Annotated in this window: 16 protein-coding genes; 2 read left to right on the top strand and 14 right to left on the bottom strand. The window is 42.1% G+C overall.

Features of this window, described 5'->3' with window-relative positions:
- Positions 1-2: 2 nt before the first annotated feature.
- From DPF90_RS17305 to DPF90_RS17255, 11 genes are all read right to left on the bottom strand, one after another.
- The gene (locus DPF90_RS17305) at positions 3-1,286 is read right to left on the bottom strand and encodes a glycosyltransferase (RefSeq protein ID WP_114787576.1); all 1,284 of its coding nucleotides are present in this window, start codon (positions 1,284-1,286) and stop codon (positions 3-5) included.
- A 90-nt stretch (positions 1,287-1,376) separates the two neighbouring features.
- Positions 1,377-2,165: a family 16 glycosylhydrolase gene (locus tag DPF90_RS17300; protein WP_114787575.1), complete on the bottom strand. Its 789-nt coding sequence runs from the start codon at positions 2,163-2,165 to the stop codon at positions 1,377-1,379.
- A 72-nt stretch (positions 2,166-2,237) separates the two neighbouring features.
- Complete coding sequence (locus DPF90_RS17295; RefSeq protein WP_114787574.1) at positions 2,238-3,212, bottom strand: hypothetical protein; 975 nt, start codon at positions 3,210-3,212, stop codon at positions 2,238-2,240.
- Positions 3,209-4,591, bottom strand: a complete 1,383-nt coding sequence (locus tag DPF90_RS17290; RefSeq protein WP_114787573.1) for a DUF3131 domain-containing protein — start codon at positions 4,589-4,591, stop codon at positions 3,209-3,211. The genes DPF90_RS17295 and DPF90_RS17290 overlap by 4 nt, the downstream gene beginning before the upstream one ends.
- A gap of 12 nt (positions 4,592-4,603) precedes the next feature.
- On the bottom strand, positions 4,604-6,004 hold the full coding sequence (locus DPF90_RS17285; RefSeq protein ID WP_114787572.1) for a DUF3131 domain-containing protein: 1,401 nt from the start codon (positions 6,002-6,004) through the stop codon (positions 4,604-4,606).
- A 35-nt stretch (positions 6,005-6,039) separates the two neighbouring features.
- A complete protein-coding gene (locus tag DPF90_RS17280) occupies positions 6,040-7,365 on the bottom strand; it encodes a DUF3131 domain-containing protein (protein ID WP_114787571.1) in 1,326 nt (441 codons plus the stop codon).
- A complete protein-coding gene (locus DPF90_RS17275) occupies positions 7,355-9,214 on the bottom strand; it encodes a glycosyltransferase family 2 protein (protein WP_114787570.1) in 1,860 nt (619 codons plus the stop codon). The genes DPF90_RS17280 and DPF90_RS17275 overlap by 11 nt, the downstream gene beginning before the upstream one ends.
- Positions 9,215-9,276: 62 nt before the next feature.
- Positions 9,277-9,759, bottom strand: a complete 483-nt coding sequence (locus DPF90_RS17270; RefSeq protein ID WP_114787569.1) for an ATP-binding protein — start codon at positions 9,757-9,759, stop codon at positions 9,277-9,279.
- A gap of 19 nt (positions 9,760-9,778) precedes the next feature.
- Positions 9,779-10,903, bottom strand: a complete 1,125-nt coding sequence (locus DPF90_RS17265; RefSeq protein ID WP_114787568.1) for a nucleotidyltransferase family protein — start codon at positions 10,901-10,903, stop codon at positions 9,779-9,781.
- A 9-nt stretch (positions 10,904-10,912) separates the two neighbouring features.
- On the bottom strand, positions 10,913-11,245 hold the full coding sequence (locus DPF90_RS17260) for an STAS domain-containing protein (RefSeq protein WP_114787631.1): 333 nt from the start codon (positions 11,243-11,245) through the stop codon (positions 10,913-10,915).
- Complete coding sequence (locus DPF90_RS17255; RefSeq protein ID WP_114787567.1) at positions 11,197-12,450, bottom strand: SpoIIE family protein phosphatase; 1,254 nt, start codon at positions 12,448-12,450, stop codon at positions 11,197-11,199. The genes DPF90_RS17260 and DPF90_RS17255 overlap by 49 nt, the downstream gene beginning before the upstream one ends.
- 203 nt (positions 12,451-12,653) lie before the next feature.
- Here DPF90_RS17255 and DPF90_RS17250 point away from each other — a divergent pair, with 203 nt between their 5' ends.
- Positions 12,654-13,649, top strand: coding sequence for a hypothetical protein (locus DPF90_RS17250; RefSeq protein ID WP_240314539.1), 996 nt, complete (start codon positions 12,654-12,656; stop codon positions 13,647-13,649).
- A gap of 148 nt (positions 13,650-13,797) precedes the next feature.
- Positions 13,798-18,663: a beta strand repeat-containing protein gene (locus DPF90_RS17245; protein ID WP_114787566.1), complete on the top strand. Its 4,866-nt coding sequence runs from the start codon at positions 13,798-13,800 to the stop codon at positions 18,661-18,663.
- A gap of 84 nt (positions 18,664-18,747) precedes the next feature.
- On the opposite strand, the gene DPF90_RS17240 is transcribed toward DPF90_RS17245, so the two are convergent.
- The 3 genes from DPF90_RS17240 to DPF90_RS17225 all read right to left on the bottom strand — a co-directional run bounded on the left by DPF90_RS17240 (position 18,748) and on the right by DPF90_RS17225 (position 22,751).
- The gene (locus DPF90_RS17240) at positions 18,748-19,455 is read right to left on the bottom strand and encodes a hypothetical protein (RefSeq protein ID WP_114787565.1); all 708 of its coding nucleotides are present in this window, start codon (positions 19,453-19,455) and stop codon (positions 18,748-18,750) included.
- A gap of 267 nt (positions 19,456-19,722) precedes the next feature.
- Positions 19,723-21,039 carry an HlyD family type I secretion periplasmic adaptor subunit gene (locus DPF90_RS17230; RefSeq protein WP_114787563.1) on the bottom strand — a complete coding sequence of 439 codons (1,317 nt, stop codon included), beginning with the start codon at positions 21,037-21,039 and terminating at the stop codon, positions 19,723-19,725.
- Positions 21,036-22,751, bottom strand: coding sequence for a type I secretion system permease/ATPase (locus DPF90_RS17225; protein ID WP_114787562.1), 1,716 nt, complete (start codon positions 22,749-22,751; stop codon positions 21,036-21,038). Before DPF90_RS17225 ends, DPF90_RS17230 begins: the two co-directional genes overlap by 4 nt.
- Positions 22,752-22,867 lie beyond the last annotated feature (116 nt).

Below are 22,867 nucleotides of genomic sequence, written 5' to 3'. Positions count from 1 at the left end.
ACTTATGCTGTAGCTTGTTCATTAGACTCTTTCGCCTCTTTAATCCACTGACGAACTGAATTGGGAGACATAATCGTGGGATTGCCCAACTCTTTATCCTCAGCGTCAGCGAGCTCAGGAGGAAGGACATCAATGATAAGCTCTAAGTCATGGTAGGATTTTATTTCTGATTTAAAGACATTCGCCATTTCCTCACTATATTCGGCATTTCGAGCCTCTGCTGCCTTCACTAACCCTTCAATGAGTACGTACCAAGTCGTCATAGGACCTTGTACTATTGATGCGGACTCTGCTGCAGAATCGATAAACGCAAAAGGCACTGTCGCAATTGATTGCTTGAGTTCCATAGCCGCATAAATCCAATCTGTATCGAAAGAGAAATCAAACACTGTGGGGTTTTGCAAAATTTTAGATAGCACCTCTCGTCCATATAGTTTGAAGGCTGCCTGAGTATCTTTTATGCCGTTATCGAAGATCTGTGCCCCAATCATGCGCTGCATATGCCGTAACGTTTTAATTCCGACTCCCCAACGCTCTTCTTGTTTGACCAAAATAGAGTCTGGATGCTTCCGATTGCCAAGCACAACTTGCTTTGCATGTTTGCAAAAAGGACCGACTATCGTTCCCAGTTGCCCCAAATGTACAGAGTTGTCGGCATCAGTATATACCACGGCGTCAGCGCCATCATTTAAAGCTTGCATGCATCCATAAATGATAGCTCCGCCTTTGCGTGAGTCGTCAGCAGAAGTTAGATTTCTCAGAGGACCTTGAGTCGTCGGTAAAGCCTTACTAAGTTCAAGCACTGACACCCTCTTTGATAAATGTTCATCCAGACCATCAACTATACGTTGGGCAATGTCTGCACTTTCGTGAGGGCAACCATCATCTACCGCGTATAAATGCCAATCGACCAAACTATCTCTGGTTATCCACTCCAATTGCGCAATCTTAGTTCTTAATGAGTCTTCGCCATTAGGGTTCTCTTCGTCTTTGGCTAGCAGACGATTGTGTTCCCCCCACATAGCAAAGACAACCGCTATTGAAGCTGGCTGAGTTATAGAAAGTATTTCTCTTCGAGATTGTACTAACTTAACCGCTAATTCGAACTCCAAAGGGGCATCATAATTTTCTGATATCTGCAATAAATCGCTAAGTGGCATATCTTCAAAACAAAGCAACTTATCTGCCAGAGAGAGTAAACTGACCTGATGTTCCGGGTTGGTCAAATCAAAATGTGTATTAGACTGGTCAAGTAGCGAACGCGCCGCAGTTTTAGAACTATCCATGGTAAACTCCTAGCCGAATTACTATATTCAACTAGAAGCATAGTACTCTATTTAATAAGCAACAAAGATAGTATTAAATTTTATACCTAGTTAATGTGAGCACCTCTGAAGGGGCGTGTAACTAAAGTTTTTATAAACAGCGGTATAAGTTTTTTTCTTAGTGTGATTAAATTTTCCTGCCCAGTTAGCGATCTTTGGATCTGTAGCCCAGACGTTAAACATCATCCTTAGCCTTGAGCTTGAAATACTAGGTATGGGATCAAATGGGCTGTCAAGCACTTTCAGCACAGACTTGCCATCTATGAACCATTCTATCGAATCTTCACTCCAGTATATTCCGTATCGGTGAAAGTCTTTCGACGCATCAAAATCCAAGAATATGAGAGTTTCATGGCTGTTCGAATAATCATCATCATCAGTCCAAAAGTTCATCTGTACCATATTGGTGTTCGAACCTAGAAATTCGATGTCTATTTCGTTATGCATACCATTGCCGTCGTGAGGCTTGTCATAAGGGCCGGAAAACAAGAAAAAAGAAGTAACCACCCCTGGAGCCCTTATCGGCTTAATATCAATTTCAAAACATCCATACGAATAGAAATCATGACTCCGCACCTCCCCAGAGTAGAAATTATAACTCCCGTCACTGTTTCTTTTAGGGTCAGGTGCTAATGATATACGCATTCCTTGCTTACCAAATTTTACAGCGTCAGCTTCCCATCTGCTCAAAAAAGGATAACCATTTTCCCACCCGTCTGCTAGCCACCACTGTGTTTCATCAAAATGTTGAAGAGAATCTGTAATTGGAACTTCACTTTCAGCTTGAGCAAAAGCCATAAAACACAGCGGGACCAAAGAGAGTAAATTTCTATTGCGCATGTTTTTTCACATAGTTTTAATTTGATATTTATATTAATAGTAATGCATAATGGTGCTTTTTGAAGAATTGATTTAATTTTCAGGTGTTGGAGGAGAAAAACTTCGCCTTTGAGATGCCTGAACTGGCTCTATAACTTGCTTTTCGGAGCTGCCTCTAGATATCTGTTGGGAAGATTTATTTGTTGGCGCATCCTGCTGCTGTACCTCATCACTCGCTTGGTCAAACTCACTTATAGCGTGGTTTTTTTTAATCGGCATAACCTCTACTATCGACTCACTCCCATCTTCATTAACTAAAGATGATTCAAGTTCAGTATTTTGACGAGACTGATACGGAACGCCCCGTAAAGCAGACGGCTGAACCTCAGATGAAATTGTGCTTTTTTTCTTATTTTCAACAGGTTGGGCAGGTTCAACGACAAAAGTTTGCTTCTCCGTAAACTGGGTGCCAATTGCTAATTTTGTCTTAGGTCCATATTGGCGTAAACCTTCACCGGATTGACTGACTTGATTTTGCTCTCGTATTATTTCCGAAGTGGAACTCATCAATCCTGGTGAGGGAGATGAATAGTTTAGAACCGACAGTTTTTTATCCCATATATCGATAAGAGCAACAAGCTGTAGCTGGTACTCTTCAACATCTAAGCCCGCATCTCCCGGGACGACATTGACTTGCATGCGATTAGTATTTAGTTCTAGTTCTCTATACAAACCTGTCTTCACATCATCCCAATTGGTGCCACCCATTAAGAAAAATCGTACGCTATTGGCCCAAAACTCATAGGCAACTGGATCATTACTTTTTTCAGCACAAATAGCGGCTAGCCCCTCTAATAAACCCGCAGTACGCCACATGTTTTTAGTCCCAAGTTTGCGCTCCATAAGCATAGCTTTACTCGCTTGCACATGAAAACTATTCGCAGCTTGAGCGTACCGCCCTTGCATAACAAATATGCTTGGCGCATTCATGAGGTCTACTGAGGCTAGATTGAAGGCATTGACGGAAAATGATAATACAACTGCCAGTAAGCAACATAATCGCTTCATCTAAATGTCTCCACTAGACATTTTCGGGGGTGATCAAAACGTGAATTGAACTTAACATCTCGATACTCTTTCTCATCACGAGCTTTGTACAGTTTCCCATTTTGTTTATACAACAAAGCCTCAAGTACGCCCGAGTTGGTCTTCAAACTAATGCTTTTTTCATAAGCACTGGTTAATTCATATCGCCCTTCGTACCAGCCTCTTTTGGGGTCGTAAAGTTCTTTCACTAAAGTCATTAAACGATCTGTATAATCTGTCTTCCATAACGCCCACATCTGAAAAGCAACTCGAGTGGAAACTAACGCAAGCTCATCATAAGAAGCTCCATCTTCGGCGACAGTTATCCATGGTGTACCTAAAGCATAAATTGCATCATAAACAAAATAAGGGTCTTTGCTAACGACATGCTCTCCTCTCGCTGTGTATATACGCTCCCTATTCCAACGTTCTTCCTGAACTTGATAAATAGCGTCGGCCATCGCGGCCAAAGTATTATTAGAGTGGACAGCATCTGAAGAAGAAACATCGCCAACCTGATCCCAATTAAACTCTAAACCCATCCATAGGTAAGGTGTACTATATACTGGTCTTAAAACGTTAAATATACGTGGGTCCCTACCATCAAACAGCAAGTCAATATTATAGATAGTTGCTACGTCATAAGGCTCGATGTTCATCGCTTTATCAGGAATTAAAGACCAATCAAGGTAGCCATATGACGTGTACTCTTCGATACCTAAACGACCCTCTTTATATCGAGTTAACGTATTTTCATTCAGTGATGAACCATAAAGTTCGCCGTCAAAACTAACTAACTCACAAAAGTTCCACCTAAGAACCGCTTTATCAATGTATTCAGAAAATTCTGGTGAGTGACGTTTTACAATCGCTAGAACAATAAGAAGTCGACCGATATCAAGTGAAGACCACCCAATGTCAGTTGGCTTGCCTGAGTAATCCGTCATTTTTGCTGTTTGTGTACTGTAAACTTTATTCGGAGCATGACCATAACTTAAGTCCATTTCATTTAAGAATGTTAATACTAAAGTAAGCCTTTCGTCATACTGTTTATTCGGGATAAACTCAAATTCTCTCGCAGCCAACAATGCAATTAGATAGTCTGCAATACCGGACATGTTTGTAGTGGGATACTTATCAAGACTGTTGACCAGACCAGTATTTAACTCGGTATTATTTTCCACATATTTCCATGCGATTTGCGCCCACCCTAACTCTTCTTCAGTCAACTCACCATAGCGACCCTGCCGAATATATTGGGATTGATTAATCGAGCTGACGCCATCTGATACTCCTCGATACACCACACCGCAAGCAGTAATGGAAACAGCTAAAGTTAAAATTATCCACTGCTTAAGCATTAATAACCCCTGTTATTTAACAGGTTCTATTTTTCGGCGAGGCAAACACTGACCTTCATAACCAAATGGTGACTCAAGGGCTTTTTCCCACACACTGGGAGCAACATTATCTTTATATGTAAGTAGCTTGCCTTGTTGCTTGTAAAGTAGTATTTCTAGCGTTATTCCATTGTTGTTTGAAGTGAAGGTATTAATTAAACCCGTCCCATTTTCAAAAATTCCTTCATAGAAGCCTTTTTCTCTGTCATACGCTGTAGAGACATGATCAAACAGCAAGTCTGTGTACGGGGTGTCCCACAAGACCCACATTCCCATCGCCCCTTTTATCGCTACAGCAGAGTACTGAGGTAAAAATTCCCCGACCTCAGAAATAGTATTCCACGCAAATCCATCAGTGTAGATAGTGTCGTAGACAAAATATGGAGCACCAGCCAATTGATGCTCTGTTCTAGCGGTAATTATTCCTGTTTGTTTATATCGTTCTTCTTGAACTCGGTATATCTGTAGTGCAAATTCCGCAATCCAATCATGTGAGTAGTTCAAATCATGCGGAGTTCTATCCGAAACTAAATCCCACCCCATTTCGATACCGTCGAGCACATAACTTTCTGTAACTACATAGCTGTGAGCTTTTAACTTTCTGGGATCCCGGGTGTCATAAGGAACGTCGTAACCGAAAAGATTTATCGTCGCATAAGGCTCTGCCATAGCGGCTTGCGTTGTATCAAACCCCCATAATTCGAAACCCTTTGCAGCATATTCTTCATAGCCCAACCTACCTTCTTGCAGGTATTGAACTTCTTTACCTGGCTCAAGTAATGCTCCAAACATGGTGCCATTCTCATCGACAACATTACAAAAGTTCCATCTTAAAACGGCTGAGTCGATACTACTTGCAAACTCGGGGTAGCGATGCTTAACGATATACAACCAAATCATTAACCGCCCTAAATCGAGTGCTGAATAACCAATTTCGCCCGGCTGATTGGCATAGTCAACTTTTGCTGCATTCTGAGTGTTATAAGCTTTATTGGGTAGCTCTCCCTTAAAGAGATCTAAGGTGTTTAGAGTCGTTAGAAAACGCACAAGGCGCTTATCAAACTCTTCTTTTTTAATGATTTTTAACTCGTATGCGCTGACCATTCCTGCCAGATAAGAAGCGGCATCCCACCAAGTAACGGAAGGGTAGTTGTTTACCGCATTAACCAGACCAGTCGATTCTTGATAGTTGTTTTCAAAATATTTCCATGCAATTCGGGCAAGTTCCATCTCTCTCTCAGTAAGTGGTCCGTGCCTGGGGCCAGGTGCTGTCCAATGGTTTTTTCGTTCAACAATGTCATCAGAGAATTGGTTATACTTATTACCGCAACCAACAATGGCTATGGTGATTAAACCAATACAAATTGCTCGCATACCTCTTCCTTCTTATTTATCTTTGTTAGACATCATTACTGCGGTTCACCTATGGTTAGCAAAGGTCCATTCTCGATATAGGCTAATGATTCAAGAACAATTCCGTTAGTATTGGCCGTTATTGCCTTATTAATGCGCCCATCAGACTCATATTTCCCTGAATACCAACCTTTATTGTTAGACATGAGTTTTGCGGCTTCATCAATGAGTAAATTGGTATATTCGGTATCATATAGGGCATACCAACCAAACGCGGCTTTCGTGGAGAGCGTTTTCAGGTGTGATTGATCTTTACCGTCATCAGATATGGCATTCCACTTTTTTCCATCTGAGAAAACGGTGTTATACACAAAATACGGCGCTTCATCTACGTTATCTTCACTAACTGCGGTTAGTGTACCTGTCTTTTCATAACGTCGCTCTTGTGCTTGATATATGCGATGAGCAAACACTTTGGACACGCTGTCTGCACCAAACTCTATACCATCGAGAATATAAGACTCACTAACAACATAGTTATGAGCATGATATTTCGCTGGATCTCTTTTGTCTGTCGGAATACCAATGCCATATACGTCGACTATTTCAAGGAAATCAATATATTTCATTGAGTTAAATACATCTCTTCCCATTAACGCAAGTGATTTAGATGCGTATTCTTCGTAGCCAATGCGCCCTTCTTGCACCAGTTCCATAATGCTATCATCGGTCGAGGTTGGACGAGAGCCATACATATAACCGTCTTTCAACATATGACTGACTTGCCAATGATTAAGAACATCGTTCACTTTCTTATTGTACTCTGGGTACTGCCATATCAGTATGTTCATCGGGACCAAGATGCGACCAATATCAATCGCAGACCAACCGATCCCATTTTCTTTCGGGTTATTCGAATAATCTACCATTGCTAAAGTCTGAGTATTATAAGCTTTGTTTGGTAACTTCCCGTCAACCAATGGTAATTTAGCCAAAGTAGAAAGCGCTTTATCAATACGTTGACTGAACTCTTGATGTGTAATTACGTTAATTTTTTCAGCGGCTAACAACCCCATAAGATACGACGCAGTGTCCCACATGGTTGTGGAAGGATAACCGTCAACAGAATTGACCAGACCAGTGTTGTCTTGATAATTGTTTTCAAAGTATTGCCAAGCCACTTTAGCCCATTCAAACTCTTCCTGTGACAACACTCTTGTGGACTTGAAAGGAATGTCTTCAGGTATGTCAAAAGTTATATTACCAAGTACTCTTCCTGGCTCCCGGCTTTCTATACTGAATGCAATAATGAGCGCCGTCGCTAACCCCAAGATGAAAACCACATGATGGCGAGCGTTCACTAAAGCCTGTTTAAACCCCATACTTCAACTCCTCCGAGTCTGTCGTTTCTTGTTTATCTTCAAAAGATGTTGGCGGTGTCCAAAATGCTGCTGCAATCATTCCCCACATGGCCATCATATTATTAATTATCCAAAACGTATTTAGCACTAAACCACCAAATGAATAGTTACCCCAACTTCCAGTTGAGTGGCCAAACCAAGCAAAGCATAAACTGAACAAACTAAGCATAAACACAAGGGTTTGAGGGATGACTAATCCAAAAAATGTTCCGCTTTGCCTTTCTTTAGGTGTCGTAGGAAAACTTATTTTTCTGCCTCTAAGAACCGTCCATAAAGCACGGAGGTTCACTGGGAAAAATGATAAGAAGTTCGTTTTCCCCTTATAACCAGCCACTCCCCAAGTCCCTATCATCATCGCAAGTTCAGCAGTCAAAACGTATGGAAGAAAATGAAGATAAAAAGTGACATCATAAGCGCTGACAGGCGCTATGGATGTTAAAAAGTAAACGATTGGACATGCCAAGAAAATGATGTTCCATATTGCAGAAAGGTTCGACCAAAAGCTTGCGCCATACATTAGCTTTTGCTTAAAGTTTAGACCCTTACGAAATATTGGATTGTCATTCATAAAGATATCAATCGACCCACCCGAGTATTTAAAGCGCTGCACAGTCCATGTTTGAAGATCTTGAGGAGAAAGCATCTTGCTTTCTACCCTAGGGTGCATTACCGAACGCCAATTTTTATCCCGATCAGAATGAAGCACTATCGATGTATAAAGGTCTTCGGAAACGTGGAATTTGTAAGGTGTAAATTCGGTGTCAAACAAAATTTCATCTTTCAAGTTCGCAGAAATAGACGAATCGATAGTTTTTTCACGCGTTAACCGTCTGATCTGCTTTTCTACTTCCTCGTGTTCTCGAGTAATTTGATCTGCATAAGCTCTAAGAGCGGCTTCCATTACCGCTTCCCTTCGATGTATTGAGCCAGCACCACAGCAAAAAGAGGCATTAACCCAATTACGGCGTCTTTGAATGACGTCATAAAACATTTGTGGGTCATTCACATACGGATCTTCGCCAAGAGTAACTGGTCCATATATCCTTTCAATTCCTTGTCCTACAATACGAGACCATCGACCAAGTTTACGTTCAAGAAAGTCAGGCAGGCGTTCTCCCTCTGGCAAATCAAAAAACCATTGTGGCGTTTGAACCCATGCAACCGTCGAATCTCTGAAGTAACCTAATGTGTTCTCTAAAATTGTGGGAAAGGGACGAGTATCAGCATCACAGATCACAACAAAATCTCCGCTAGTTTGCTCCATAGCATTGCGAAGATTACCCGCTTTAAAACCAATATTACCCTCACGAGTGATATAGCGAACACCCATTTCATCAGCCATCAACCGCATATCCTCGCGTTTGCCGTCATCAAGTATATAAATATTGATATCTATTGGGTGTGGATAACGGATTTTTTTTGCGTCCAAAATACTGAGCTTAACTAACTCCGGCTCTTCATCATAACTAGGAAAAAAAACGTCGACACTTATGGCTCTGTCTTCATTGGTCTCCTTCACACACTCTGCGATTTTGTATGGTGGTGCTTTGACTGGCTCGTCTTCAGTTTTCCATAAATTGAAAGTAAATAGTATTGAGCCTATGAATGCACAGGATTCAGCAAAAGCCAAAGGTAGAGAAAACCACAGAGCCTCATAATTTAGTGCATATAACCAACGCCAACCCAAATACCAAATACCCAAGGTAAGATTGCATGTTGCAAGATATTGATAGAGAAGTTCTCTGGGTATACTGTGAGGTACCGGCTCTGGTGGAACCCTGTGTTCAAAATGCCGAAAGTAGCTATCCATCCTTTGATTCCCATTTCACGATTTTTATGCAGTCACATCTTGGTGTTTACAGCAAAGTCAAATTAAGAAGAAAAAGCTCCATCGATTAATTCACTTTCTTCTAATCGTTTAGTCAAAATAAACTTGTTATGACCAGCCTCTGAGGTCATAACTACATCATCCATCAAACTGGAAACGATCAAAAAACCTCTGCCTGAGGTCTCCCAAGTATTTTCATCATTCGGATCTGCTTCCAAAAAGTCGTTGGACAAAGCTGAAGCCAAAGCCTTCGCAGACATAGCTTCACCTTGATCAATCACCTCTATGCTCAAGTCGCGCCCAACAAGTTGACATTTAACAACGACTTTAAATCCTTCCTGCGCTTTATATGCATGAATAACAGCATTGTTGACCATTTCAACAACACATAACTCTAATTGCGTTGCAAGGCCCTGAGAAATACCAGCCTCTAACCAATAGTTGTTCAATGATTCTGCAGCCTGTCTTGATAATCCTAATGAGCTTTCATACACCTCTTCAAACGTCACACGCTTTTCTGATGACATATTTGCCACTCCCAATTATTTAGATAGTATTTAGCATGTCAGACACTCGATTGTGCGCGACATGTGAGCGAAGATTAGACCAGTTGGAATCATTACTTGGTGCTCCATTATGGCCAATACAATAATTTCCAAATATTGTTTGATGTTTCACATGAGAGTCTTTTTCGACGTGGATATAATCAAAGATAAGTGACTCTTCAACAATACTTCCTTTATCTATTTGGCAGTTGGCTCCAATTAACGTAGGGCCAACTAGCTTTGCATTGGGGTCTATTTTGCAGCCGCTACCAATTACAACTGGCGGAGTAATATCACAATTATCTATATCAACAACAGAGTTAATACCTAACCATACTCCAGCTTTAACTTGTGTCCCTGGTATTCTATAACCCGGAACTTTCCCCTCTAGGATATCTTTTGTAACACTCCAAATGTCCATGATGTTGCCAACATCTAGCCATTGGAAGTTCATCTCAACAGCATAAAAGGGAATATGCTCTTCAACCAGCTTTGGGAACAGCTCGCTACCTATGTCGTATTCAGTATCTTTTGGTATATAGTCAAAAATTGCCGGCTCAAAGATATATATACCTGTATTGATTTTTGTGGAAAGTGCATCTTCTTTGGCTGGCTTTTCTTGAAAGCTAGTCACACGCCCTTTGGCATCAGTAACTACTACACCGTATTTCTCAACCTCATCCAGAAGCACGTTCTTGGTAACAATTGTCGCAATGCCACCATTTTTTTTATGCAACCGAACCGCCTCAGTCAAGTCAAGATCAATCCAAGCGTCACCGCATACTACAACGAAAGTCTCATCAAAAAAGCCAGAGAATTGCTGGATTTTTTGCATGCCACCAGCAGAACCAAGGGCTTGACTATTATAAACTCCATCGACTAAACGTCCCTCATAGGAATAAGAGAGTTGTACATCGAAATGATGCCCATCACCGAAATATCCTTCTATCACCTCAGCAAGATGACTGGTATTAATCACTATTTTATTAATGTTATGCTGGGCATATAGCTCTATCATCGACTCCATTACTGGTTTACCAAGGATAGGTATCATAGGTTTAGGGATAACCTGTGTTATTGGTTTTACTCGCGTCCCTTGTCCTGCAGCTAGTATCATTCCTTTCATGGTAGATCCTTAAACTGTTGTTTCTACAGCAACATCCACACTGTCATAAGTTTTAATTAAACGATCCATTCTAGTTAGCTTGAATAAATCCAAAACCGGCTTTTGAGCATTTGCAACACATATCTGTCTGTCTCTAAGGAGCTTATACACGCCCATTACAGCACCTAGTCCACTGCTATCCATAAACTTCACATCTTCAATATCTAGAACGACTCGAGATCCCAACTTAGGTGTAAGAGTCTCAATAGCCTGTCTAAATTCCGGGGCGAGTTTTGCATCAAACCTCTCTTCTTTTATTTGAAGAACTGTGCTGTTGCCTTGTTCACTAATTTCATATTGCATTGAGTTTCTCCTTTTGATGGACCTTTCCATTCTGCAGTAAGAACACTGACATCATCTTCAAAACAATCAGACTGCTGCCAATGCTTAACCTTATCAACCAGAACTTCAGCTTGTTGCCTAACAGGGTAAATATTAAGAGTTTCTATGGTATTTTTGAGCCCTTCTTCAGTAAATCTTGCGCCTCCACTTTCTGCTTCAGTAATACCATCCGAATAAAACCAAACCTTGTCGTTGGGATCGAGTTGGATGATTGAAGATTGATATTCAATTTCATCAAATGCACCAACGACAAAGTTGTTGTGACCAATCAGCTCGGCGTGTTGATTTTTTCCGTGATACCAGACCAGTGGTGGATGCCCGGCACAACAATATGACATAAGACCAGTTTGCGTATTGAGCACAGCATATATCATGGTGAAATAGAGGATATTGCTCCCATCACTCATATACATACTATTTAACTTTGATACCACTTCTTCGGGAGGCACTATTTCCTTCGCATCCCCTTTTTCCCTAATAACGATAGAAGCGTCACCTGTTGTGATTGATAGACTTGTTTGAACTGAGAAAGACATCAGTGCAGAAGACACGCCATGACCTGCAACATCCAGTAGGTAGAAAGCTATATGATCTTCATCAAGCTGCATGTAGCCAAGCATATCTCCACCTATCTGAGCACTCGGAATGGAGATATAACTTAATTCAACGCAGGTGAAAGAACGCGACTTCGGTAGAAGATGCTTGATTAAATCACTTGCAGAATCGAGGTCACGCATGATCAAATCATAGGCTTTGTCTAATTTAGCATTCTTCTCAGTGAGCTCATTGTGAAGTGTAAGTGTTCTGAAACCAGCTTGAATTCTTGCTTCGAGTTCATCAACAGAGGTTTTCTTGTCTACGAAGTCATCTGCCCCCGTAACAATGCCATTAATTACTGAAGTTTCATCGCTGTTCGAAGACAATAACACGAAGAAAATATAACGGTGATAATCTCGTGATTTGAGGATCTTGCACAACTCAAGCCCGTCCATACCTGGCATGACCCAGTCACTGAGTACAAACTGAATTTCATTGGACGTCGATAAAATATCGAGGGCATCTCCGCCGCTGGTCGAAGTATGAACAACATAACCTCGCTTTTTAAGAACTGAACTCATATAGAGAAGAGTCATAGGGTTGTCATCAACCACGAGTATATCTTTCATTTCTAGCCTTATACAAACTTGTACTTTGACGTCAAACCGCAAACAAATGTGTGATGTATATTTTCTAGTTTTTAGATTCGCGGCGTTTACAACTTTAGGTTAGACTCAAATGACTTTAATGCAACTGATTTCTTATTCATTTTACATCTTGTACATTAAGATGTTTTGCTTCTAACACTAAACCGCTCGGCTTGCTGTTAAAAATGACAAATACACGAGTTACAATTTTACTCCTTATCGTCTTTATGACGACTAGTTTGGCTTTCGCTGATAACTATCACGCGAATACAGCACCTCATTCAAGCACGGTTTCTATAGATAGAAGTCAATTGACACACTTAAATGACACCACAGCCGGTAAAGATGACATCGAACATTTAGATGAGATATGGAAAGGAGTCAGCAGTTCTTTTGACTTTCCTTATAAAGAATGGGAAAGCAAAACTTTCCTTGAAGGTTTAAGCGGAAATATAGGTTACCATCACCCAATATCACAAACTAAATCAGCTAACTTACCAGCAGGAAGCACACAAGGACCAAGCAATCACAACACGACATCCACACTATCGCTAAAATATGCCATTGCCGGGAGTTGGTTCATATCCGGCACTCTCTACTACTACTGGGATAAGGATCAAAAGCAAGATTGGAATCCAGACTTTACCTATGTCTTTGGCTACAGCGATTGGCGACCATATACTGTCAGCTTGGTTTACTCTAATTATGGCGGCAATCGTTTCAACCCCGAAGCAGGTAATCCTGTAACGGAGTTTAACCAAGGAACATGGGCCCTTGGCTGGAAATTCCCCATCACTGAACCTTTTATCGATTGGCTAAGTTTTACTGAAGAAGGAGCCATTGGTTGTCAAATTGACTATAACCTAACCCCTGAATATTTCGATTTAGCCTCTATCTCCTATAAGAAGAACCACCAAACTGTCAGCTTAGGTTGCAAATACTCAATTTGGGGAAATTGGTATATGAACGGTACCGCTTTTTACTATTTTGATGATTCACAAAAACAACCTTGGAACCCTGACTATACTTATGGCTTTGGCTATTTTGACTGGCGCCCTGGCACGATCACTTTGCAATATAACAATTATTCTGGAAATCGATGGAATAGATCAGAACGTGGTGAAAATACCGGAAGGTTCAAAGATGGCGCTATAACCCTAGCATATAGTTTCTCATTTTAACCGTTGAATCATAAAGACAATGTACCTTACATAGTAATTGCAGGCGACTAGAGCTAAACTAAAACGAACCCATATGAACCCATTCTCATATGGGTTATTCAAGAAGTAAGTCAATCAGCTTATCAAATGTCATGCTAGGAGAATACAAATGGAAGGCACAAAACACGATGATGTCATTATTGGTACAGACCAAGATGATGCTGTTAACAGCCGCTCAGGAAATGACGATATCTCAACACATGCGGGTGATGATTTTGTTACAGCAGGAGAAGGCAGTGATAAAATAATGGCTGGTGATGGTGCCGATACTGTCTTAGGCGACGTCGAATACGACTTGAATAGTGAGAGTCAACAGCAAGGTAGCTCAGACCACTCATGGGGTAATTCTCAAACGGTCTACCAATTTGACAACCAGGAAGAGGAACCGCAAAGTAGCCATTCAATCAAGCTAGACAATTTTGCTGTCAATCAATCTGTAAACACCACTACTTCCGCATCAGGCTTTTCTCCAAACACGCCCATCACAGTTCAGCTTACAGATGAAGAAGGAAACCTCATTGCTTCTCAACTGGTGCAAGTTAGTAATGATGGTTCGATCAATTTAGAGATAGATATTGAACAGTCTTCTATTGGCGAAAATGGTGAAGTCACATTCACGTTCCTCAATGAACAAAATACCCCTATTACGACTCTCAGTGAGATGGACGTCGCAGTAAGAAATATCTATGACGACACAATTGATGGTGGTAAAGGCGACGATATTCTTAAAGGGCAGCAAGGCAATGACACTATATACGGAGGCGAAGGACAAGACTTCTTAGATGGTGATATCAATGATGACACTTTATATGGAGGGACCGGTGACGACGTCGTGGTTGGTGGCAGTGGCGATGACAAACTTTATGGTGATTCTGGCAACGATACCCTGCTCGGCTCTGATGGTAACGATGAAGTCTATGGTGGTGAAGGCGACGATCTCGTAATGGGAGAATTAGGAGATGATACTCTTCATGGCGGCCTAGGTAGCGACACTCTTATTGGCGACGATGGCAATGACAAATTGTACGGAGGAAGTGATAACGACAAACTCTTTGGAGGAAAAGGACAAGATTATATCGAAGGAAACAGTGGCAACGATGAAATCCATGGTGAAGAAGGGAACGATACGATTCTCGCAGGCGAAGGCGATGATTTTGTGCTTGGCGGCACGGGTGACGATGATATATCAGGTGCGCAAGGGCATGACTTGTTACTCGGTGGCGACGGCGACGACATAGTTAGTGGCGGTGAAGGTAATGATACGCTGGTCGGCGAGCTAGGCAACGACCAACTTTCAGGTGGTGAAGGTAATGATACGCTCTTTGGTGACTCTGGCGATGACATCATCGTTGGCGGCACTGGAGATGATACCCTGTTTGGCGGTGAAGGAAATGATACGTTAGATGGAGGCGAAGGCCATGACATAGTTCATGCAAATGAAGGCGTTGATATTATCACTACTGGCTTGGGAGATGACCGTGTCTATGCTGGTTCGGGAGACGACATTATCGATACCGGAGAAGGTGCTGATACTGTCTACGGTGAAACCGGCCACAACATCATATCATCAGGCTCCGGCGATGATACGGTTTATACCGATACTGGTGACGATCAAATTGACGCAGGATCTGGTCATGACAGCATTTATGCGGGGGATGGTAATAATACTATTTCATCGGGCTCTGGTCATGACATCATGTATGCTGGAAGCGGAGACGATACCATAGCGACATCTGAAGGTAACGATACTGTCTATGCAGGAGATGGTGACAACCTCATAGATACTGGTACTGATCACGATACTGTTTTTTCTGGTAGTGGTAAAGATAACATCACACTTGGTGAGGGTCACGATAAAGCATTTTCCGGTGCAGATAACGATACAATCACTGCAGGTTCAGGCAATGACCAAGTTTTTGCGGGTTCTGGTGATGACACAGTCCTAGGAAGTTCAGGCAACAATCAGCTATACGGTGAAGCTGGGAACGATACTCTTGAAGCAGGTATGCATGCGAGCGAGTTGTATGGTGGAACAGGCGAAGACAATCTGCTTGGTTCTGATGAGAGTGACAAACTCTATGGAGGCAGTGACAACGACAACATTGTCGCACAAGCAGGCGATGATATCGTTGAGGGTAATGATGGAGACGATACGATCGAATTAGGCCTTGGTCATGATATTGCCTTTGGTGGTCAGGGTAACGATCTTATTTCGGGCGGTGAAGGCAACGACACTCTCGTAGGTGACACTGGTGATGACGTATTGCTGGGTAATTCGGGTGATGACATATTAGTTGGAGGCCGAGGGAACGATACACTCGACGGTGGGACTGGCCGCAGTGAAATCTATGGAGAGGATGGCAATGACACTATCATCAGCGCTTCTGATGATGACCTACTATCAGGAGGAACTGGAGATGACGTGATCATATCCGGTCAAGGGAGTGATACTGTATTTGCTGGTGCGGGTAGCGATAATGTAGAAACTGGTGAAGGCGCTGATACTGTTTATGGCGAATCTGGATTAAACACCATTTCAACGGGCTCCGGTGACGATGTGGTTTATGGTGGTATACATACAGATAACATCATTTTGGGAGAAGGCAGTGATCAAGCATTCGCGGGTGATGGCGAAGATGCTATCGACGGTGGATCCGGCGACGACCATATTGATGCGGGCAGCGGTGACGACATCGTTAAAGGTGGTACGGGGAACGACGCAATATTTGGTGGCGCTGGTAACGACGAGTTAATTGGCGGAGAAGGTTATGACTTCATTGCAGGTGGCGATGGAGACGATGTCATCACTGATGATGGGCAAGACACTATTTTAGGTGAAGCCGGTAACGATACATTAACGGCAGCCGTCTCTGGTAGTCACAATATTTTCGGCGGAGAAGGAAACGATACCATTATAGGCAGTAACTCCGAAGATACGCTATATGGAGGTGCCGATGACGATACCATCACTGGTGCCGACGGGAACGATGTCTTATACGCTGGTGATGGTAAAGACGTCATAGATGCTGGTATCGGCAATGACACTGTATATGGTGAAGCAGGCACAAACAAAATTACTCTTGGTCAAGGAGATGACACACTTTTTGGAGGCTCAGGGGCAGATATCACATCAGGAGGTGAAGGCAGTGACACCTTGTACGGAGCAGAAGGAAACGACGAATTATCTGGTGACAAAGGAGAGGATTTCATCGATGCAGGAAAGGGAGATGACGTCGTATCTGGTGGTGAGAATAATGATTTAATTTTTGGTGGTTCGGGTAACGATTCGATTTCTGGCGATGAAGGAGACGACCTACTTTATTCCGGCACAGGTAATGACGCGCTTTCAGGCGGAGAAGGTAACGATAAGCTCACTGCTCAAGGTGGAACCAATACCCTATCTGGTGGCTCAGGTGATGACATTCTTCTTGGTGGAGACGGTGCGGATACTTTATTGGGTGGTTCTGGAGCGGACTATATCGAAGACAGTTCAGATAGTAATACAATAGATTCTGGTGAAGGTGCTGATGTCATTAAACTCACAGGATCAAACAATACAGTACAGGCTAATCTTGGAAGCGATGTAATCGAAGTTATTGGTGGCAACAGAAATACCATCGATGGAGGGGATGATGACGACTCAATTACCGTATCTGGTGACAACAACACGATTCTAGGTGGCACTGGACAAGATACTATTTCACTTTCAGGAGCCGGGAGTAATACTGTAGCCGGGGGGGATGGGAACGACACTATCACCGCGGAAGACGGGCTAAATAAGGTGTCAGGAGGTCTGGGTAATGACACCATCACTATAGATTCAGGTGTTAACACAATCGATGGCGATGAAGGGAGTGATAAAATCACAACAGGTGATGGAGCGGACATACTTCGTGGTGGTGAAGGAAACGATACACTAAATGCGGGTTCAGGCTCGGACCAACTTTTCGGCGGTGAAGACGATGATAGACTCTATGCAGGGTCTGGTGATGACACATTAGAAGGCGGCGATGGTAACGACTTTTTATGGGGTCAAAACGATACGGACACCTTAAAAGGCGGTGCGGGTGACGACTATCTTTCCGGTGGCTCTGGTACAGATACACTATACGGAGGCGAAGGCAAAGATACCTTGAAAGGTGATTCTGGAGACGACATGCTTTGGGGGGGAACGGATAATGACAACCTTCAAGGTGGCGGGGGAAAAGATACCTTATTTGGCGAGCAAGGCGATGACTCATTATCAGGCAATGGAGGTGACGATATGCTGTACGGCGAGGAAGGAAATGACAAACTATCCGGAGGCTCCGGAACCGATTATCTTTCTGGTGGCGAAGGAAATGACACTCTCAGCGGCAATGATAATGCGGATACGCTAGATGGTGGTATGGGTAACGATAGTTTATCTGGTGACTCTGGCAATGACACACTCTACGGTCAGGTCGGCGATGATCTTCTTGATGGCGGTGAAGGTGTCGATCGACTCTATGGTGGAGCTGGGAATGATAAACTTATTTTTGACTCAACCGAATTGAATAGTGGTGAAGAAAATGTAGTGCATTACAGCGGAGGGGCCGACTTTGATGTTCTGTTAGTTAATAACGACAGCCAAACACAAATGATTGATATGACACATAGTACGTTCCAAGAGCTTGAAGGAGTACAAATTAACTCTAGTGATACAGAGATATCACTTGCACTCGATAAAATCGCAGCGAACAACACTGCTGGCGAAACTGCTGGGCAATTTGTCTGTACCGGAGCCAGTAACATAGATGTTTCTGGTTGGGGTTGGCAATTGACGGAAAGTCACATAGAAATGAGCAGTGATCTGCAAGGGATATATCAAGCAAGTAATATAGATACTGGGTCATTATACGGATATCGTTTTGAAAGCGAGTCGGGCCAAGAAGTTGTCATTTGGAGCGACTTAGATAGCTCGGATATTCACTTTCCGGATACAACAGAAGCCTGATACCAAAGTTAGTTGCTACATACCAAATCAGCCCTCCTAAGGGCTGATTTCATTTTTAAACAAACTAAGTTAGCAATCTACCACTCAATTCTCTATACATATTTCCCTAGTTTTGCGTGCTAATTGAGCGTCGTTAGAGATGACAAAATAATAGTAGTCCTGACTTAACTCACTTTTCTGAATAAATGTTCTCATATGACTAAGCATACTTTTAGCTTCACCATATCTTTCCAAATACTGTTTATCGCAAACGTTGATAACATCAAGATCAACCCGTAAAGATGCAAAATTGGTCATTAGCTCATCCACTCGCTTCTGAGAAGCTAGTTTTTGGGCTTGGTCTGAGTATTCACCCTCTAACTTTGAGAGGTGTTGTGCCAATTGTCGTTGTGTTTCCTGCTGGAGAGACGATCTTTCCTTCTCTAACTTTCTTGACATCGCCACTTTTGAATTAGATGTTTCTTTTCTCTGGGAAAAGTACTGAGACCGATACCTTTCTGAGTCCTGCTGAGATGCCAGTAAAAGGGCAGATAGTTCAATAATATGCTGTTTTTGTTCTGTATTTTTTTGAGAAATGTTGGCAATCTGATTTTCAAGTAGCAACCGCTCACTTTCACTGCTTTTTTCTAACTCAAAAAGCTCTAATGATAACTGTTGTGCAACAGCACTCAGCTTAGAAGAGTTTTCTTGCTCTTCGACTAACCGTTCAAAAGTGACGAAATATTGATATCCCAAATAACCTGAAGAAAGTAAAGCTACAGAGAAAAGTGCCCCAAATACATGCCTATTCATATACGCCTCCTCTCGAGCGAAGTTTTTTGTAGCACTTCTTCTCACATTGATGACAAAAATACGCCTGATGATGTACTTTCGCACTGCAATAAGGACATCGACCATATTTTCTATCTTGGCTAAGTAACAATAAAACTAAGCCAATAGGTCCTAGGACGTATCCCAGCAATACTCCTGCAACAAAATTGTTAGTTCGATAGCCAATATATGCAGTAAAAACAAAAATTAAAACGTAAAAAGAGAGCCAAAACAACATAGAATCGCTCATTATGATTCCCTCATTGCTTTGTCCATCCCAGACATAAGCGGATCAACCAGATAATCCCAAAGGGTTCTCTCTTCAACTAGTATAAGAACATCAGCTAGCATTCCAGGGTAAAGTTCTATATCTTGAGATTGCTGTAGTTGCACTAAATCATCAGCATCAAAACGCACTTTAACCAAGTAACCTTTATCAGCATCATCTGACTGGCCACCGTGAGTAATTCTATCAGCAGATACATTGATTACTTCGCCAAGAACAGGTGGTACTTCTCTCGTACTATATGCCGTTAAACGCACCCGAGCTTTTTGCCCTGACCGCACAATGTCGATATCTTTGGGAGAAACAACCGCCTCAACAATTAATGCATCGCTTTCTGGGACAATTTCCATGAGCACTTGACCAGCTTTAACGACACCACCAACGCTTGAAATATTCAACCCCACAACCCGACCAGCAAACTCGCTACGAATTTGAATTCTCTCTCGTACATCACGAACACTACTCATAATTTGTTCAACATCTCGTATTTCATCGTCAAGTGCTTTTAACTGAGTAGAATAATCCCTCTTTAGATCAAGAAGTTGACTCTGATATGTTTTATTCAGTGTTTCCAATTCCCGTTTCGCAACCTCTATAGCAATATTGACCTCAGCCAGTTCTGCATCAATACGAGCATAGTGGCGCTTGAGCTCCAACATCCTAGTTTTGGAAACATAACCCTTCTTAACCAAACCTGTAGTCATATTGATCTCTTGATCAATTAGGTCTCTTTGCGAAGTAATGGCTTTTTTTTGAAACTGACTACCTGTTATCTTCTCGCGAAAAAGTGCCGACTTTTGTTCGAAAAGTGAATCTATGATCTGATGTCGCATTTTACCTTGCTGATACTGAAGGCGTTCACTGGCTAGAATTGGCGCAATAATTAAGTAATCTCCATCGTGCTCCTCTTCACTAAATGTTTTAGGCCAAACGAGATCATCACCATTTAACAATGCATTAAGCCTTACTTTTTGAGCCATTAATGAATGACTACGATAAAGATAGCGCCTGTAGTCAGACTCAGATTTAGCATCCGATAATTCTATAAGTAACTGCCCAACTTCAACCTTATCTCCATCCTTTACAAATACTCTTTTAACCCACCCTCCCTTCAGGTGCTGGATCTGCTTTCTTTTGCTTTCAACAACCAAATGACCTTGAGCAACCGAAGCAGAGCTCAATTCCATTGTCATCGACCAAAGCAAAAATCCCCCGATGGTTATGGTCATGAGACAAACACCGGTAATAATCAAGTATCTGGTACTAAAATTAACATTCATACGACACCCTCCTCTGAATAGCGATTGGAACGAGAAGGTTCAGAGGAACGGCTATGTTGATCAGATTCCAAGCCTAAGAACTGATCACAGGTACCAGCTTTGGCAACACGACCGTCTTTAAGACTCATCACCCAGTCCATTTGCCGCAAAAAACCGGGACGATGCGATATCATTACCACAGTGATTTTACGTTCCTTGCAGTGTTGTAAAACGATAGCGAGTGCTGTTTCACCCTCAGGATCTAAGTTTGAATTGGGTTCATCCAACACCAAAACTCTTGGTTCCGAATAAATTGCTCTGGCAAGACCAATACGCTGCTTTTGTCCACCAGATAACAAAACGCCACCTTCGCCAATATATGTTTCATATCCATTAGGTAACCCCATGATAAGTTCATGTATACAGGCAAGTTTTGCAGCAGCGACTACATCCTCGTCTTTTGCGTTAGAAAATCTTGATATATTTTGTTTTATGGTGCCAGCTAACAGTCCGACATGCTGTGGTAAGTATCCTATGTAGCGTCCAAACTGTTTTTGGTCCCACTTTTTCACCTTGGCGCCATCGATTTTTATTTCTCCAGCTGTAGGTGGATATATCCCCATCAGTAGAGATACTATGCTGGACTTCCCTGAGCCTGAATTGCCCATTATGGCGAGAGCATTACCCGCTCCGAGTTTAAAATTGATAGATTGAAGAGCTGGTGCCTTACAACCGTCAAATTGCAAAGAAACATTACTAAATTCGATATCTCCTTTAGGCTCAGGAAGCAAGGTGTTTTCCGCACCTTGATCTTTGATACTCAACGCATTAAGCCTTACCCAAGATTGATAAGCACCATACCAAGTCTTCCAGCCACTGACAGAGCTTTCAAACGGACTGACAACTCGACCAATTAAAATTGAGCTGGCAATCACGGCACCAATTCCTATATCCTGATGCAATGCCAAATAGACACCGAGCGTGAGTACGATAATCTGTAGCAGCGACCTAAAATACCGACTAACGGCTAATAACATCCCCACTCTAGAATTAGCTAACCACTGCAGCTTAAGTACTCGATTGTTTTTCCCCTTCCAGAGTTCTCCAATATCTTCACTCATTCCCATAGCTTTTAACGTTGGGGCATTCCTTAAGTAATCGTTTAATTCCGTGGCCACTCGAAACATATCATCTTGAGCCTCAACGCTCACTTTCCTACCGCCTAATATCATAGACAAAGTTAATAACGAAAAAACCAAAACTCCCGCTAGAGCCACCATACCAATGTATGGATGAAGCAAAAACAAAAGCATCAAGAAAAATGGTGTAAATGGTAGGTCTAAAATTGAGGAGGTGGATGGAGATACTAAAAAATTGCGTATTGTTGTTAAGTCTTGTAGAGGCTGCTTTTCAACCCGATTGGTCTTACACGAGTCACTGATACTGCATGACAGCAGATCGCCACTCAAACAATCATCCAGCTTTAACGCAGAACGTTGTAGTAATTGAGTCCTGATATACTCCAACAATGATTGGGACGTCACTAAAAACAAAGTAATTGAAAGCAAAGCAATCAGAGTATTAATACTCGCACTACTCATAACTCGATCAAAAAGCTGTAAGCTGTATAGAGGGATTGCTAATACGAGTAGGTTGATACCTAAACTGAAGTAAAGTGCAGCACACACATCAGCCTTGACCGCAGAAAACGGTCCCGTTTTTATTTTTTTCATACCCAGCCAGTTTATATTTATAACGTTATATATCTGAGTATAGACAACTTTTTCTGGTTAGACTGATAATTAATAGATGAATTGGGCGAAGGAGTGTAGTGGCAAAACTAGCAGGA

Origin of the sequence: Vibrio tetraodonis (assembly GCF_003350295.1) — a bacterium.
Classification (GTDB): Bacteria; Pseudomonadota; Gammaproteobacteria; order Enterobacterales; family Vibrionaceae; genus Vibrio; species Vibrio tetraodonis.
Note: the sequence above shows the minus strand (reverse complement) of the source record. Positions and strands in the feature narration are given on the sequence as shown.

Bases quoted from the DNA above. Each gene is read 5' to 3' on its own strand.
- DPF90_RS17305 (WP_114787576.1), bottom strand. From the start codon at position 1,286: ATGGATAGTTCTAAAACTGCGGCGCGTTCGCTACTTGACCAGTCTAAT.
- DPF90_RS17300 (WP_114787575.1), bottom strand. From the start codon at position 2,165: ATGCGCAATAGAAATTTACTCTCTTTGGTCCCGCTGTGTTTTATGGCT.
- DPF90_RS17295 (WP_114787574.1), bottom strand. From the start codon at position 3,212: ATGAAGCGATTATGTTGCTTACTGGCAGTTGTATTATCATTTTCCGTC.
- DPF90_RS17290 (WP_114787573.1), bottom strand. From the start codon at position 4,591: ATGCTTAAGCAGTGGATAATTTTAACTTTAGCTGTTTCCATTACTGCT.
- DPF90_RS17285 (WP_114787572.1), bottom strand. From the start codon at position 6,004: ATGCGAGCAATTTGTATTGGTTTAATCACCATAGCCATTGTTGGTTGC.
- DPF90_RS17280 (WP_114787571.1), bottom strand. From the start codon at position 7,365: ATGGGGTTTAAACAGGCTTTAGTGAACGCTCGCCATCATGTGGTTTTC.
- DPF90_RS17275 (WP_114787570.1), bottom strand. From the start codon at position 9,214: ATGGATAGCTACTTTCGGCATTTTGAACACAGGGTTCCACCAGAGCCG.
- DPF90_RS17270 (WP_114787569.1), bottom strand. From the start codon at position 9,759: ATGTCATCAGAAAAGCGTGTGACGTTTGAAGAGGTGTATGAAAGCTCA.
- DPF90_RS17265 (WP_114787568.1), bottom strand. From the start codon at position 10,903: ATGAAAGGAATGATACTAGCTGCAGGACAAGGGACGCGAGTAAAACCA.
- DPF90_RS17260 (WP_114787631.1), bottom strand. From the start codon at position 11,245: ATGCAATATGAAATTAGTGAACAAGGCAACAGCACAGTTCTTCAAATA.
- DPF90_RS17255 (WP_114787567.1), bottom strand. From the start codon at position 12,450: ATGAAAGATATACTCGTGGTTGATGACAACCCTATGACTCTTCTCTAT.
- DPF90_RS17250 (WP_240314539.1), top strand. From the start codon at position 12,654: ATGACAAATACACGAGTTACAATTTTACTCCTTATCGTCTTTATGACG.
- DPF90_RS17245 (WP_114787566.1), top strand. From the start codon at position 13,798: ATGGAAGGCACAAAACACGATGATGTCATTATTGGTACAGACCAAGAT.
- DPF90_RS17240 (WP_114787565.1), bottom strand. From the start codon at position 19,455: ATGAATAGGCATGTATTTGGGGCACTTTTCTCTGTAGCTTTACTTTCT.
- DPF90_RS17230 (WP_114787563.1), bottom strand. From the start codon at position 21,039: ATGAATGTTAATTTTAGTACCAGATACTTGATTATTACCGGTGTTTGT.
- DPF90_RS17225 (WP_114787562.1), bottom strand. From the start codon at position 22,751: ATGAAAAAAATAAAAACGGGACCGTTTTCTGCGGTCAAGGCTGATGTG.